15 protein-coding genes are annotated in these 14,882 nt (G+C 65.4%); 1 reads left to right on the top strand and 14 read right to left on the bottom strand.

All coding sequences use genetic code 11. The features are described 5' to 3' along the window. Window positions 1-41 precede the first annotated feature (41 nt). The 8 genes from A3M7_RS0124520 to A3M7_RS0124555 all read right to left on the bottom strand — a co-directional run bounded on the left by A3M7_RS0124520 (window position 42) and on the right by A3M7_RS0124555 (window position 7,441). A complete protein-coding gene (locus A3M7_RS0124520) occupies window positions 42-992 on the bottom strand; it encodes a sugar-binding transcriptional regulator (protein WP_027546277.1) in 951 nt (316 codons plus the stop codon). Window positions 993-1,000: 8 nt separating this feature from the next. Then, a complete protein-coding gene (locus A3M7_RS0124525) occupies window positions 1,001-1,663 on the bottom strand; it encodes an HAD family hydrolase (RefSeq protein WP_027546278.1) in 663 nt (220 codons plus the stop codon). 174 nt (window positions 1,664-1,837) lie between these two features. Next, window positions 1,838-3,757, bottom strand: coding sequence for a nitric oxide reductase activation protein NorD (locus A3M7_RS0124530; protein ID WP_027546279.1), 1,920 nt, complete (start codon window positions 3,755-3,757; stop codon window positions 1,838-1,840). A gap of 10 nt (window positions 3,758-3,767) precedes the next feature. Beyond that, entirely contained in the window at window positions 3,768-4,577 is an 810-nt protein-coding gene (locus A3M7_RS0124535) for a CbbQ/NirQ/NorQ/GpvN family protein (RefSeq protein ID WP_027546280.1), read from the bottom strand. Between the two features lie 62 nt (window positions 4,578-4,639). Further along, window positions 4,640-5,986 (bottom strand): cbb3-type cytochrome c oxidase subunit I, encoded by a 1,347-nt coding sequence (locus tag A3M7_RS0124540; RefSeq protein WP_027546281.1) that lies wholly within the window; start codon window positions 5,984-5,986, stop codon window positions 4,640-4,642. Window positions 5,987-6,054: 68 nt separating this feature from the next. Next, on the bottom strand, window positions 6,055-6,507 hold the full coding sequence (locus tag A3M7_RS0124545; protein WP_027546282.1) for a cytochrome c: 453 nt from the start codon (window positions 6,505-6,507) through the stop codon (window positions 6,055-6,057). A 125-nt stretch (window positions 6,508-6,632) separates the two neighbouring features. Continuing rightward, window positions 6,633-6,863 carry a cytochrome C oxidase subunit IV family protein gene (locus tag A3M7_RS0124550; protein WP_371090216.1) on the bottom strand — a complete coding sequence of 77 codons (231 nt, stop codon included), beginning with the start codon at window positions 6,861-6,863 and terminating at the stop codon, window positions 6,633-6,635. Between the two features lie 2 nt (window positions 6,864-6,865). Next, the gene (locus A3M7_RS0124555) at window positions 6,866-7,441 is read right to left on the bottom strand and encodes a cytochrome c oxidase subunit 3 family protein (protein ID WP_027546284.1); all 576 of its coding nucleotides are present in this window, start codon (window positions 7,439-7,441) and stop codon (window positions 6,866-6,868) included. 131 nt (window positions 7,442-7,572) lie between these two features. Here A3M7_RS0124555 and A3M7_RS47115 point away from each other — a divergent pair, with 131 nt between their 5' ends. Then, the gene (locus A3M7_RS47115; protein ID WP_085965373.1) at window positions 7,573-7,728 is read left to right on the top strand and encodes a hypothetical protein; all 156 of its coding nucleotides are present in this window, start codon (window positions 7,573-7,575) and stop codon (window positions 7,726-7,728) included. Between the two features lie 110 nt (window positions 7,729-7,838). Here A3M7_RS47115 and mmsB read toward each other — a convergent pair whose 3' ends face one another. The 6 genes from mmsB to A3M7_RS0124590 all read right to left on the bottom strand — a co-directional run bounded on the left by mmsB (window position 7,839) and on the right by A3M7_RS0124590 (window position 14,881). Next, the gene (mmsB, locus tag A3M7_RS0124565) at window positions 7,839-9,029 is read right to left on the bottom strand and encodes a multiple monosaccharide ABC transporter permease (RefSeq protein WP_027546285.1); all 1,191 of its coding nucleotides are present in this window, start codon (window positions 9,027-9,029) and stop codon (window positions 7,839-7,841) included. Continuing rightward, window positions 9,026-10,603 carry a multiple monosaccharide ABC transporter ATP-binding protein gene (gene mmsA / locus A3M7_RS0124570; RefSeq protein ID WP_027546286.1) on the bottom strand — a complete coding sequence of 526 codons (1,578 nt, stop codon included), beginning with the start codon at window positions 10,601-10,603 and terminating at the stop codon, window positions 9,026-9,028. The genes mmsB and mmsA overlap by 4 nt, the downstream gene beginning before the upstream one ends. A 249-nt stretch (window positions 10,604-10,852) precedes the next feature. Next, window positions 10,853-11,926 (bottom strand): multiple monosaccharide ABC transporter substrate-binding protein, encoded by a 1,074-nt coding sequence (chvE, locus tag A3M7_RS0124575; RefSeq protein WP_027546287.1) that lies wholly within the window; start codon window positions 11,924-11,926, stop codon window positions 10,853-10,855. Window positions 11,927-11,997: 71 nt separating this feature from the next. Beyond that, complete coding sequence (locus tag A3M7_RS0124580) at window positions 11,998-12,876, bottom strand: SMP-30/gluconolactonase/LRE family protein (RefSeq protein ID WP_027546288.1); 879 nt, start codon at window positions 12,874-12,876, stop codon at window positions 11,998-12,000. Beyond that, window positions 12,876-13,952 carry an aldose epimerase family protein gene (locus A3M7_RS0124585; RefSeq protein WP_027546289.1) on the bottom strand — a complete coding sequence of 359 codons (1,077 nt, stop codon included), beginning with the start codon at window positions 13,950-13,952 and terminating at the stop codon, window positions 12,876-12,878. The genes A3M7_RS0124580 and A3M7_RS0124585 overlap by 1 nt, the downstream gene beginning before the upstream one ends. 2 nt (window positions 13,953-13,954) lie before the next feature. Then, on the bottom strand, window positions 13,955-14,881 hold the full coding sequence (locus A3M7_RS0124590; RefSeq protein ID WP_027546290.1) for a Gfo/Idh/MocA family protein: 927 nt from the start codon (window positions 14,879-14,881) through the stop codon (window positions 13,955-13,957). Window position 14,882 lies beyond the last annotated feature (1 nt).

Here is a 14,882-nt window from a genome sequence, read left to right on the forward strand (position 1 = left end):
GAGACCATTCGCCTCGCTGACGCTGGAAGCGCTACCCCGCCTCAGCGCTCCAAAATCGCCCTTGCGGTCGCCTCGTCCGTGATCAGGCCGTTGATCAGGCCTCCGCTCAACGCCGCCGCGATCGCCGGGACCTTGGCGGCGCCGACCGCGGCGCCGATGGTCGTGGTCTTGGCCGGCACTTCCGGGGGAATGCTGGTGAGGCGCTTGTTGGTGCCGGCCTTGAGCATGCGGCCCTTGGCGTCATAGGCCCAGCCGGTGATCTCGCCGATCGCCCCCAGGCGCATCATCTCGAACAACTCGTCGCGGGTGACGAAGCCGTCGACGTGGACCTGCGCCTTCTGGTCCATCTGGCCGATGCCGACAAGGCGTAGATCGGCCTTGGCCGCGACCGCCTTCACCTTCGCGATCGGCTCGATGCGCACCATCTTGTTGCGCTCGTCCTCCGACGACATCAGGAACGGCAGCGGCATCGGGTAGTGCCGCGCGCCGGTGCGGTCGGCGAGCCGGCCGACGGTGTCGTAGAAGCTTGCCGAACCGTCGGCGGAGATGTTGCCGACCAGCGAGACGATCTGGTGATTGGGCCGGTCGATCGGCGTGACGCGCTCGACCGCTGCGCGCACCGCCCGCCCCGTGCCGAGCGCGACGATGACGGGCGTCTCCGAGCGCAGCGTGGAGTCGAGCAGATTGGCGCAGCGCTCGGCAATGCCAGCGGTCGCCTGCGGCGCGGCGGGATCTTCCGGCACCACCTCGCAATGGACGAGATCGAACCGCTGCTTCAGGCGCGCCGCCAATTCCATGCAGGCGGCGATGGGATGTTCGAGCCGGAAGGTGATGAGACGCTCGGCAAGGCAGAGCGAGACCAGCCGCTGCGCCGAGGCGCGCGAGACCTGGAGCATCTTCGCGATCTCGTCCTGGGTGTGGCCGGCGATGAAATAGAGCCAGCCGGCCCGCGCGGCGTCGTCGAGTCTCGATTTGTCGTTCTCGGCGGCCATGGCTGAAATCACGCCTCCCAGAAATCGCTCATGCGCGCGAAGACCCGATCGGCCCCGGCGGCGGACAATATAGCGCGGCCGTCGCGGCCGCGATAATGGCTGCCGCCGACAAATCCCCAGACGGTCATGCCGGCCGCCTTGCCCGCCTGCACGCCGCTGACGCTGTCCTCGATCACCAGCGCGCGCGCGGGCTCCGCGCCCATCTGCGCCGCCGCGTGGAGGAAGAGATCGGGCGCCGGCTTGCCGTGCCTGACCATCTGCGCAGTGTAGAGCCGCCCGCCGAAATGCGCCCGAAGATCGGTGACATCGAGCGAAAGCGAGACGCGGTCGATGTCGCTGGACGAGGCCACGCAGAACGGCGTGGTGAGTTTGGAGATCACCGCCCTGACCCCGGGGATCGGCTCGAGCGCGGCGGCAAACGTCTCCAGCACGCGCGACTTCAGGCGCGGCAGAAAGCCATCCGGCACGACCTGCCCGAGATCACGGTAATGCTGCTCGATCGCCTTGGTGCTGCGTCCAAGAAACAGCTCGAGCGCCTGCTCTTCGCTGAGTGCGAAGCCGAACTCGGCCAGCACCTCGGACAGGCACCGGCAGCTCAATAGCTCGCTGTCGACGAGCACGCCGTCGCAATCGAAGATGATGAGATCGGGTTTCGGCCGACTTTGGTCCATCCGGCCATTCGATCATATACCCATCAAGTGAGCAATAGCTCACCTGAGCATGGTGGCTCAGGCAGGTAATCGCATCTCTTGCGAGTGCGTGGAACATGGAAGCCTCCACATCGTCATGGCCGGGCTTAACGGCCCCCTTATGCGGTCGTGCTTGCGTCGCCGGGCTTTGCTCCGTCAATGCGCCACCTGCCGGTAAATCGCCGGCAGCGCCGCGGGCAAGCGCTTGATGTTGCCGACGATCGCATAGCCGCCGCGCCCGAACAGCGTCGGAAAGTAGGACTGCGCGGTCGCATCGACCGTCACGCCGAAGACCGCGATGCCGAGCCGGCGCGCTTCCTGCACGGATTTGCGGGTGTCCTCGACCGCAAAGCGCCCCTCATAGTGATCGACGTCGTTAGGCTTGCCGTCGGTGAGGACGAGCAGCAGCTTCTTGCGCTGCGGCTGGCGCGCAAGCTCGGCCGAGGCGTGACGCACCGCTGCGCCGATCCGCGTGTAGTAACCGGGCTTGAGCGCGCCGATGCGGCGCTCCACTGCGCCGCTCATCGACTCGCCGAACGCCTTGATCGTTTCGAGCCGCACCCAGGACCGCCGGCGCGAGGTGAAGGTGAGGATGCTGTGGTGGTCACCGCAGGCCGACAGCCCGTGCGCGAGCACGAGCAGCGCCTCCTTCTCGACGTCGATCACCCGATAGCCATCAACCCACGCGTCCGTCGAGAGCGAGACGTCGACCAGCAGGGTCACTGCGAGATCGTGCCCTTGCGGCCGCATGGCCATGTGGACGCGATCAAGACCGGCGCCATTGCCGCCAGCACGAAGATCGCACCGCGCGCGCACGAGTGCGTCAAGGTCGAGATCATGGCCATCAGCTTGCGCGCGCATCAATTCGTGACGCGGTCGCAAGATTTCGAAGCGGCGGCGCACCTGGCGGATGTGCCGGCGCATGGTCTCATCAGGCGTCCAACTCTCGCCGGTCTCGGAGGCAGCGCCGGCGAGCACGCGGCAATGATCGGGCAGATAGGAGCTGCTGCGATAATCCCATTCGGGATAGGTCAAATCCGCATTCAAGCGCGAGGCATCGAGGGCTTCCGGCGGCAAGTCGAGATCGAATTTGAAACGGCTCGCCGGCTTGCCGCTGCGGCGGCTAAGCGTGATCTCCTCGAGGTCGTCGGCCGCCTTCTGCGCATCTTCGTCCTCGCTGTCGTCGGCCGGACGGTCGACATTGACCATCTCGGCCATCGCGAGGATCTTCTCGAAGCGGTTGAGCACGAAGGGATCGCGGCGGTTGGCATTGTCCTCGCGCTCACGCTCGGCAAAGCGCTTGCGATTGTCCTTGGCCGCGGGCTCCGCGCCATCAGCGCACTCGTCCTCGCCTGCATGCGCGGGCGACAGCTCGCGGGTCCAGCAATCGCCCCAGAGCGGGCACGGCAGGATCGAACGATAGCCCGGCGGCGCTCTGTCCGGCAGCGGCTCCGTTCCCATCATCGCCGGCCACAATTTGCCCGCGGGCGCAGGTCCCGCTCCGAGCAGGGCGAGAACGATCTGCTCGACCTCCTGCTCGATGCGCGGCAAGGGACGCCGCGGCCGGGCCCCGGCGGTGGCCGCGGCAAGCCGCGCATAGTCGGCGACGAGCCCGGGAAACTGCGTGAGCACAAAGACCGCCGTCTCGGCGGCCCGGCGCAGCACCAGCAGATCGCGCCGGAGCGGGTCGGTCTCCACGATCGTCTCGATCGGTGCGACCGCGAACCATGCCGCGAGCCAGCGATAGAGAGATGCGTTCAGTTCACGGTCGGGAAAGATCGCGATGCGATCGGGCAGGAAGATGGTTGCGGCGTCGCGGCCCGGCTGCTCGAGGCGCTCGTCGCCGAGGCCGATGCGTTGCCGCCAGCCGAGCCGGTGCCCGGACTTGCGGGCGCCGGCGCTTGCGATCTGCACGCCGGCCTCGCCGCCGAGCGCACGGAACATCACCGCGATCCGGCCCCTCACCTCCGCAAGCGACACCGCGTGCTCGGCGTGAACCGGATAGCTCGCAGTGCCGCCGACCATCCGGTGCCAGGCACGGCCGACGGTCTCCTCCAGTTCGAGAAAGTCGAGCATCGGACCGGCCTCACCCGATCACGGCGCGCGCGACGTCGAGCAGCGCGGCCTTGACGTCGGCGTCGTCGGTCAAGGGCTCGATCATGCCGGCCAGCACGGCATCGGCAATCGACGCGCCTGCGGCAATCAGGGTGGCGCAATAGACGACGAGGCGGGTCGAGACGCCCTCCTCCAGATCGTGCCCCCTGAGCGCGCGCAGCCGGCCGGCAAGCGCGACCAGCGGCCGCACGCGATCCGGCGGCAGTCCGCTCTCGGCGGACACCACCGCGATTTCCTGCTCGGGCGGCAGGAAACCGAACTCGATGGCGACGAAGCGCTGCCGCGTCGAGGGCTTCAGCGCCTTGAGCAGCGTTTGGTAGCCGGGATTATAGGACACGACGAGCATGAAGCTCTTCGGTGCCGTGAGCTCCTCGCCGGTACGCTCCAGCGGCAGGATGCGGCGATCGTCGGTGAGCGGATGCAGCACCACGGTGACGTCCTTGCGGGCTTCCACCACCTCGTCGAGATAGCAGACGCCGCCCTCGCGCACCGCGCGCGTCAGCGGACCGTCGGTCCATACGGTATCGCCGCCCCTCAGGAGGTAGCGGCCGGTGAGATCGGCGGCGGTGAGATCGTCGTGGCAGGCGACGGTGTGGAGCGGCAGTCCGAGCCGCGCCGCCATATGCGCGACGAAGCGCGTCTTGCCGCAACCGGTCGGTCCCTTCAGCAGGACCGGGAGCTGATGCCGCCAGGCGTGCTCGAACAACGCGCATTCGTTGCCGGTTGCGACATAGGCCGGCAGCGCGGGCGCCGAGGTCACCGTGTGAAGGGCAGGTTTCATGATGTCTCTCCGGACTTTCCAGGAAGCAGGGGGCCGCGGCGAACCGCGGCCGCCATTTGCGTTTACTCAGCCGGCTGCAGCGCGGCAGGCATGGCCGCCTGCTTCTCGCGGCCCGGCACCAGCACGGCCCAGACGAACATCAGCGCGGAGATCGCCACGAACACGCCGGAGCCGAGCCGGACCCAGTAGAACACCGCGATCTGATCCTGCACGTCCATGTAGCCCTGGCCGAGCACGCGCTGGAGATGGACCTGGACCACGCCGGCGAAGGTCAGCGCGAAGGTCATCACCATCATGGCCGTGCACATGATCCAGAAGCTGGTCATGCTGAGCCACTGGTTGTAGGGCGCGCGTCCCTTGAGCTGCGGGATCGCATAGGCCATCACTGACAGGTTCAGCATCACATAGGCGCCGAAGAAGGCGAGATGGCCGTGCGCGGCGGTGACCTGGGTGCCATGGGTGTAGTAGTTCACCGAGGACAGCGTGTGCAGGAAGCCCCAGACGCCGGCGCCGAGGAACGCCATCACCGAGCAGCCGACCGACCACAGCAGCGCGGCGCGGTTCGGATGCTTGCGGCCGGCCTTCCAGGTCATCTGCACCGTGAAGATCACCATGGTGAAGAACGGCGCGACCTCGAGCGTGGAGAACAGCGAGCCGATCCACTGCCAGTAGCCGGGCGCACCGATCCAGTAGAAGTGATGGCCGGTGCCGAGGATGCCGGAGAACAGCGCGAGGCCGATGATGACGTAGAGCCACTTCTCCACGACTTCGCGGTCGATGCCGTTGAGCTTGATCATCAGATAGGCGAGCACGGAGGCCATGATCAGCTCCCAGACGCCCTCGACCCAGAGGTGGACGACGTACCACCAGTACATCTTGTCGACGGCGAGGTTCGCCGGATTGTAGAAGGCGAACAGGAAGAAGATCGCAACGCCCCACAGGCCGAACAGCAGGATGTTGGTGACCGTGGTCTTGCGGCCCTTGAGCGCCGTCATAGTCACGTTGAACAGGAACATCAGGCAGACCACGACGATGCCGACCTTGATGATGAAGGGCTGCTCGAGGAATTCGCGGCCCTCGTGATAGTGGAAGAGATAGCCGACCACGGCGACGCCGGCCGCGCCGAAGAACATCCAGAACTGGATCTTGGCCAGCAGCGGGCTGTACAGCTCGGTCTCGGTCTCTTCCGGGAGCAGGAAATAGGTCGCGCCCATGAAGCCGATCAGCGACCATACGATCAGCGCGTTGGTGTGGATCATCCTGACGATGTTGAACGGCAGGAGGGTCGACAAGGTGTTGGGCAGGACGTAGATGGTTCCGGCGAGCAGGCCGAACAGGACCTGGGCCAGGAACAGCGTCAGCGCGCCGTAGAAATACAGCATCGCGACTTTCTGGGTTTGGTATTTCATCTCGGGTTTCTCTCTGTCTTGAACGAGGCAAGGCTTGAAAGAGGCTGGCCTTGAAAGAGGCAGGCGCTTTAGCCCGCCTTGTTCGGCGGCCAGTCCTGGCGTTTGATCGTGCTCACCCATTGCAGGAAGTCGGCGAGATCGTTGAGCTCCTGGTCGGTCAGGTTGAACTGCGGCATCTGCCGCCGGCCCTCCGCGCCCGACGGCTGTGACTGCATCCAGGCCTTCAGCGTCTCGCGCGCAGCGGCCGGATCCTCCTTGCCGCCCCAGCGATCCCAGACATTGCCGACCTCGGGGGCGAAATAGGCGCCCTCACCGAGCAAGGTGTGGCAGTTGATGCAGGAGTTCTTCTCCCAGACATGCTTGCCGCGGGCGACCGACGACGTCAGCGTCGAAGCGTCGGTCGAGGTCGTGGCCATGTAGTAATGGCTGTGCGCCGTCAGCCCTATGAAGATGGCGAAGAAAAAAGCCGAGCCGCCGTAGAAGACGTTTCGAGCGGCCGACTTGGTCAGGCGTTCAGCCATTGCCAATCCTTTCCGGTTGATTCCTGTCGAGGTCCGATGCTGCGATTTATTGCCGCTTCGCCCGACCGGTTCTTTGTCAGGGCGCAATGAGCGCGTCAGATCAGGGCGACGATGGCCGACACGGACTAGGCAAACAGCAGGACGATGACGACCCAGGCGCTCACGAGGCCGCGCCAGAGCGCCGGCGCAGCGCGAAGATCGAGGAAATCGAGCACGATCCGGCGGCCCTTGAGCGCGGCGAAGGTCAGCAGCAGGGCGTTGCCGAGCAGCAGACGCGTCACAAGGGATGGCACCAGAACGGTCGCGAGCGCGAGGCCGATCAGCACGATCCATGTGAGGTCGAGACGATCCGGCATCATCAGCGCACCAGATACAGGATCGGAAACATGACGATCCAGAGCAGGTCGACCATGTGCCAGAAGGCGGCCCCCGTCTCGACGCCGATCACCTCCGCCCTCCGGGAAACCAGGGCCAGGATCACGATGCCGAGGCCGACATGCAGGAGATGAAAGCCGGTGAGAAGGAAGTACAGCGTGAAGAAGGGGCTGGTCTCCAGACCGTTTCCCTGCGCGATCTCGCCGCCATATTCGAACAGCTTGATCGCGATGAAGGCGCCGCCAAGGGCCATGGCACCGAACAGCCAGCCGCGCGCGGCCCGCTTGCGCCGTGCCCGTGCGGCCGCGGTCCCGCGGGCTGCGGCCCAGCCGCTGGTCACCAGGACAATTGTGTTGAGCGCGGCGAGATGCGCATCGAGCGTGGCCTGTCCGGCCGCGAACACGGCGGGATGGATGGCGCGGGCGACGATGAAGGCGCCGAGGAACAGGCCGAACGCGGCAAGCTCGCTGAAGATCAGCACCCAGATCATGGGATCACCGGGGAGATCCTCGAGGATGCCCCAGCCGGTTTCCTGTTGTTCGCAATCAGTCGCCGACATCGTCTTTCCGGATCAGGACACCGGACAGACTTAGCTCACCCGTCCCGATCCGAGTTTGTCGGCGGACAAATTACGGGACATGAGATCGCGGTAGAAAACCGCCTCAGCGTTCCAGGGAGTGGCGAACAACGATGAGCGATGCACAAATCGGGCTGATGACGGCAACGCCAATCATCATTGCGTTCGCCATTGCCCTCAGGCGAATGGGCGTGCTGTCGACGGTCGCGACCGTGTCGGCGGTAAGCCTCTCCGTCGCGATCGCGACGGTGCTATTCACGACGCAATAGCGACTGCCGATTTCGGACCGTAGCCCGGATGGAGCGTAGCGTAATCCGGGACGGTCTCACCAAACGGATAGAACCCGGATTGCGCTGCGCTCCATCCGGGCTACTGGCCCCTATCGCCGCTGGTTGTACACGTCGATGCACACGGCTCCCAGCAGCACCAGGCCCTTGATGACCTGCTGATAGTCGATGCCGATGCCGAGGATGGACATGCCGTTGTTCATCACGCCCATGATCATGGCGCCGACCACGGCGCCGCCGACGCGCCCCACTCCGCCATAGGCCGAGGCGCCGCCGATGAAGCAGGCGGCGATGACGTCGAGCTCGAAGCCGAGACCCGCCTTCGGCGTCGCGGTGTTCAGCCGCGCGGCGAAGACGAGGCCGGCGAGCGCGGCGAGCACGCCCATGTTGACGAAGGTGAAGAAGGTCAGCCGCTCGGTCTTGATGCCCGACAGGCTTGCAGCTTTCGCGTTGCCGCCGACTGCGTAGACCTGCCGGCCGATCACGGTGCGGCGGGTGACGAAGCCGTAGAGCGCGATCAGCGCGGTCATGATCACCAGCACGTTGGGCAGGCCGCGATGCGAGGCGATCAGATAGGTGAAATAGAGCACGGCGCAGGCCAGCAGAATGCTCTTGCCGAGGAAGAACGCGTAGGGCTCGACCTCGATGCCGTGCGCCTGCTCGCGCGACCGGCCCTTGGCGCTGGCATAGACGAGGCCGAGCGCCAGCAAGGCACCGATCAGCATAGAGGTCGGATGCAGCGTGCCGGCCTCGGGCAGGATCTCCGGGATGAAGCCTGAGGACAATTTCTGGAAGGTCGCCGGGAACGGCCCTAGCGACTGGCCCTGCAACACTGCAAGCGCAAGGCCCTTGAACACCAGCATGCCCGCCAGTGTCACGATGAAGGACGGGATCTTGAAATAGGCCACCCAATAGCCCTGCGCCGCGCCGATCGCCGCGCCCAGCAGCAGGCAGGCAATGAAGGCCAGCGTGTAGTCGACCTTCCAGGTCACCATCAGCACGGCGGCCACCGCGCCGACGAAGCCCGCGACCGAGCCGACCGAAAGGTCGATATGGCCGGTGACGATCACCAGCAGCATGCCGAGCGCCATGATGACGATGTAGCTGTTCTGGAGCACCAGGTTCGTCAAATTGAGCGGCTGGAGCAGCGTGCCGCCGGTCATGACCTGGAAGAACAGCATGATCGCGATCAGCGACATCAGCATGCCGTAATTGCGCAAATTGTTCTTGATGAAGCTGCCGTGCCGGCGCTCCTCGGGCAGCGAAACCGTCTTGTCGGTCATGGCTGCAATCCTCCCATCTCCGCGGCCTCAGGCACGCCGTTTCCGTTGCTTCTCTGGTTGCGCATGATGGCGCGCATGATCTTCTCCTGCGTCGCCTCGGCGCCCTTGAACTCTCCGACGAAGGCGCCGTCGTTCATGACGCAGATGCGGTCGCAGATGCCGAGCAGCTCGGGCATCTCCGAGGAGATGACCACGACACCGCGGCCGGCCTCCGCTAGCTCGTTGATGATACAGTAAATCTCGTATTTGGCACCGACGTCGATGCCCCTTGTCGGCTCGTCCAGGATCAGCACCTTGGGGTCGGTCATCAGCCATTTCGACAGGACGACCTTCTGCTGGTTGCCGCCGGAGAGCTGGCCGGTCTCCTGGTAGACGTCGGAGCAGCGGATGCGCATGCGGTTGCGATAGTCGCTGGCGACCTTCAGCTCGGCGATGTCGTCGATCACCCTCCCCGGCGCGACCTGGTCGAGGCTGGCGAGCGTGATGTTCTTGCGGACGTCGTCGGCGAGGATCAGGCCGAGCTGCTTGCGGTCCTCGGTGACATAGGCAAGGCCCGCGTCGATCGCGGCGGCGACGCTCGACAGCACGATTTCCCGGCCCTCGAGCCGGATCCGGCCGCTGATATTGGTGCCCCAGGAGCGGCCGAACAGGCTCATGGCGAATTCGGTGCGGCCGGCGCCCATCAGCCCGGCAATGCCGACGACCTCGCCGCGCTTCACGCCGAAATCGACGTTTTTGATCACCTGCCGCTCGGGATGGATGGGGTGATAGACCGACCAGTTCTCAACGTTGAGGACCGGTTCGCCGATCTTTGCGCTACGCTCCGGGAAACGGTGAGCCATATCGCGGTTGACCATGCTGCGGATGATGCGGTCTTCCTGAATCGGCTCGGCATGGCAGTCGATGCTGTCGACGGTCCGGCCGTCGCGCAGCACGGTGATGTGGTCGGCGACCTTGGCGACCTCGTTGAGCTTGTGCGAGATCAGGATCGAGCCGATGCCCTGCTCGCGGAACACCATCAGGCGTTCGAGCAGCGCGGCACTGTCGGCTTCGTTCAGGCTCGCGGTCGGCTCGTCCAGGATCAGCATCCGCACCCGCTTGGACAGCGCCTTGGCGATCTCGACCAGCTGCTGCTTGCCGACGCCGAGATCGGTGATCAGCGTGTCCGGCGATTCCTTGAGGCCGACCTGCGCCAGCAGCTCGCGCGTGCGCCGGTACACCTCGTCGCGATCGATCACGCCGAGTTTTGACGGCGGATGTGACAGAAAGATGTTCTCGGCGATCGACATCAGCGGGATCAGCGCAAGTTCTTGATGAATGATGATGATGCCGAGCGCCTCGGAATCGTTGATATCGCGGAAGTGGCGCTCCTCCCCCTCGAAGATGATGGTGCCCTCGTAGCTGCCGTGCGGATAGACGCCGCTCAGCACCTTCATCAGCGTGGACTTGCCGGCGCCGTTCTCGCCGACGAGCGCGTGGATCTGCCCGGCATGAACCGAGAAGTTGACGTCGCGCAACGCCTGGACGCCGGCAAAACTCTTGCTGACGTTGCGCATCTCCAGCATGGCGGTCATGGCTTCATATCCCATCCGTTACTTCACCTCGCCCCGCTTGCGGGGAGAGCATAGGCCGCTTTCAGCGGCCGTTTCTTAAGAACGCCGAAGCAAAGCTTCGGCTATAGAACGCCGAAGTAAAGCTTCGGCTATGCGCGAAGCGATCGGGTGAGGGGGAGTCTCCGCGAGGGCAGCAATCACCGTCCCCGTGGAGAGCCCCCCTCACCCTGACCCTCTCCCCGCGCGCGGGGAGAGGGGAAAGAGAGAATCCTACTGGAACTGCGCCTTCTTGTAGTAGCCGCTGTCAACCAGGACCTTCTCCCAATTGTCCTTGTAGACCACGACCGGCTTGAGCAGATAGGACGGCACGGTCTTGACGCCGTTCTCGTAGGTCTTGGTGTCGTTGACCGAGACCTGCTTGCCGGCGAGCGCCGCGTCGACCATGTCGGCAGTCACCTTGGCGAGGTCGCGGGTGTCCTTGAAGATGGTCGAATACTGATCGCCGCGCAGCATCGCCTTGATCGAGGGCACCTCGGCGTCCTGGCCCGAGATGACGGGCATCTTCTGGTCGGCACTGCCATAGCCCACGCCCTTCAGCGAGGAGATGATGCCGATCGACAGGCCGTCATAGGGCGACAGCACGGCGTTGACCTTCTTGTTGCCGTAGTAGGCGCTGAGCAGGTTGTCCATGCGGGCCTGCGCGGTGGCGCCGTCCCAGCGCAAGGTCGCGACCTTGTCCATCCCCATCTGGCCGGACACGACGACGAGCTTGCCGCTGTCGATGTACGGCTTCAGCACGCTCATCGCGCCGTTGTAGAAGAAGTAGGCGTTGTTGTCGTCCGGCGAGCCGCCGAACAGCTCGACGTTGAACGGACCCTTGCCGTCCTTGAGGCCGAGGCCCTGCACGAGCGACTCCGCCTGGAGCACGCCGACCTGGAAATTGTCGAAGGTCGCGTAGTAGTCGACGTTCGGCGTGCCGCGGATCAGGCGGTCATAGGCGATCACAGTGATGCCCTTGGCCTTGGCCTGCTTGAGCACGTCGGACAGCGTGGTGCCGTCGATCGCGGCGATCACAAGCGCCTTCGCGCCCTTGGTCACCATGTTCTCGACCTGCGAGAGCTGGTTCGGAATGTCGTCCTCGGCGTATTGCAGGTCGGTGTTGTAGCCGCGCTCCTTCAGCACCTTGACCATGTTGTTGCCGTCGTCGATCCAGCGCGCCGACGATTTGGTCGGCATGGCGATGCCGACGGTCGCCTTGTCCTGCGCGGAGGCGGGAACGCCTGCGGCCATCGTCGCAGCGCCGGCCAGCGCCAGCGCGAGGATTGTCGTCTTCAGTTTCAGCATGCTTCACTCCCTTAAGGTGTCAGACTGTTTCTTCGGTCGTAGCGAACGTCGGTCGAGTGCGTGGGGTCCTCCTATGCGAGCTTGACGTCGGGCTCCGCGCGACCATGCGCGGAGGCCTTCAGCAGAAAGGTGCAGCCGGCTTGCGGATCGGCGGCGCGCGCCGCCGCATCCATATCCTGCCAGGCCGAGGTAACGAGGAGACGCGACAGGTCGGGGCCGACGAAGGCCGGGCAACTCGCCTGCTTGGCCGGCACGCTCAGTGAGCGCAGCCGCTCGCCCTGCGGGCTGTAGACGTCGATACGGCTCGCGCCCCAGCAGGCATTCCAGATCTGCCCGTCGGCGTCGCACACCGAGCCGTCGAGACCGCCGATGCCGGTGTGGCGCAGCAGCACCTCCGGCTCGCCGCGCGGCAGGCCGGTAGCGGGATTGAGCGGGACGGCATAGAGCACCGCGCGCGCGGTGTCGGTGAAGTAGCCGGTGGCGCCATCCGGCGAGAAGCAGATCGAATTGGGAATGCTGATGCCCGGAAACAGCGTCGAGATCTTGCCGCGGTGAAGCGCGTAGATCGCGCCCGCGCCCCGCTCAGCCTTCTTGCCCATGGTGCCGATCCAGAACGTGCCGGACTGGTGCACGCGGCAATCATTGGAGCGCGTGGTGGGATTGTCCGCTTCGAGCGGACAGAACAGCGTCATCGCACCGTCGGCGAGTGCGCGGATGTAGAGGCCATCCTCCGCGACGACCAACTGCCGCTCGGCATCGATGCGTCCGAGCGCGCTCGCCATCCGGCCGAGCGCGTGGACGCGGATCGCGCCACTGCCGAGATGCGCCTCGAACAGGCGTCCTTCACGGATGTCGAACCACCAGGCGGTATCGGTGGTCAGATCATAGGTCGGCCCTTCGCCGAGATGACACTGCTCGGCAGAGAGAACGGTGGTCGGCACTTCTTCCATCATGACGCCCTCGCGGCAAAGCGATAGACAGTGTGATGCCGGTAGATTCCGCCGGGATCGAGACGCGGGCTCGGAAAATCCGGCCGGTTCGGCGCATCAGGCCAGATATGCGGCTCCAGGCACATGGCGTCCGATTGCCGGATCAGCTTGCCGCCCTTGCCCGAGATCGTGCCGTCGAGATAGTTGCCGGAATAGACCTGGATGCCGGGCTGATTGGTGAACAGCTCCATGATACGTCCCGAACGCGGGGCTTCCAGCCGTGCCGCAAGCGCGAGCTTGCCGTCGCGGCCGAGGCAGTAGGTGTGGTCGTAGCCCCTGCCGCTCTGCAATTGCCGATCGTTTTCGCGGATGCGCTCGCCGACGGTATGCGGGTTGCGGAAGTCGAACGGCGTGCCGGCCACCGCGCGCGGCGGCTCCGGCAACGGAATGGCGGTGGGATCGATCGCGAGGAAATGCTCGGCAGCGACCGTCAGCTTATGGTCGAGAATGGGCGTGCCTGATGTCGCGCCTTCCAGATTGAAGAAGCTGTGGTTGGTCAAATTGACGATGGTCGGCCGGTCCGTCCGCGCCTCCATCATCAGCGACAGCTCGGCCGGGCCGGTGATACGATAGGTCAGGCGCACATCGAGCCGGCCCGGATAGTTCTCCTCGCCGTGGGGGCTCGTATAGGTGAGCGTCACTGCGGGCTCGGCGCCCTCGTCGATCCCGGCGATCTCCCAGAGCTTGCGGTCGAAGCCGTCGAGGCCGCCATGCAGCGCATTCGGGCCATTGTTGACGGGGAGCTGCACCGTCTCGCCATCGAGCGAGAACCGTCCCTTGGCGATACGGTTGGCGTAGCGGCCGACGGTGGCGCCCAGGAATTTTCGTTCGGCGAGGTAGCCGGCGAAGGCATCATGCCCGAGCACGACATCGTCATAGCCGCCTTTGGCGTCCGGCGCGATCAGCGCCTGGATCACCGCGCCATGGGTGATGATGCGGGCCTCAAAGCCGCCCTCCCCGCGCAGCACGATGCGCTCGACATTGCGGCCGTCCGGCAGCGTTCCGAAAATGTCTTTTGTGATTTTCGAGCCAGCCATGTTCAGTCCACAAAAGGTTCGACGATCGTGCGCCTGCCGAGCAGGAAGGCGTCGGCGACGAGACGCAGCGGCGCCAGATCGACATCGCTTGCGCCGGTTGCCGCAAGCGCGACAAAGCGCCGGTAGAGCTCGCAATATTCCTGATCGGGCGCCTCGGCAATGGCCTTGCCGTCGACAGCCATCCGACGCCCGCCGCCGGACAAGGTCATCCGGCCCTGGTCGGTTTCCACGACGATATCCCAGCTCTGCGGCCCGGTCTGGCGGAAATCGAATTCGGCGGTGATGGGCAGGCCGTTGATGTCAGTCAGATTCAGGTTCGCGGCAATCGGCGCCTGGCAGTTGGCGGGAAAGGCAAGATCCGCCGCGGTGACGAACACCGGCTTCGGCAGGATGCGGGTCAGGATCGACAGCGCATTGATGCCTGGATCGAACACGCCGAGCCCGCCCGGCTCCCAGATCCAGGCCTGGCCGGGATGCCAGACGCGGACGTCTTCCTTCCAGTTGATGTGCACGGACTTGATCCGGCGCGTCGCCAGCCATTCGCGGGCCGGCTCGACCGCCGGCGCATGGCGCGAATGCCAGGTCGCAAACAGCGTGCACTTGGCATCGGCCGCCATGGCAATCAGCGGGTCCAGCTCGGCAACGCCGGTGCCCGGCGGCTTTTCCAGCATGACGTGCTTGCCGGCGGCGAGCGCTGCGGCGGCCTGGGCGCGCCGCACCTGCGGCGGCGTGCAGAGCGAGACCGCGTCGATCGCCGGGCCCTTCTCCAGCAGCTCCTCGATGGTCGCAAAGTGCGGCAGCTGCGGCAGCGAGGCATTGCGGCTGGCAACGGCCGCGAGCGTCGCGCCCGGTACCGCTGCGATCGCGCCGACATGCTGGTCGCGCGCGATCTTGCCGAAGCCGACGATGGCGATGCGAAGGTCGGTCACG

Source organism: Bradyrhizobium sp. WSM2254 (assembly GCF_000472645.1).
Classification (GTDB): domain Bacteria; phylum Pseudomonadota; class Alphaproteobacteria; order Rhizobiales; family Xanthobacteraceae; genus Bradyrhizobium; species Bradyrhizobium niftali.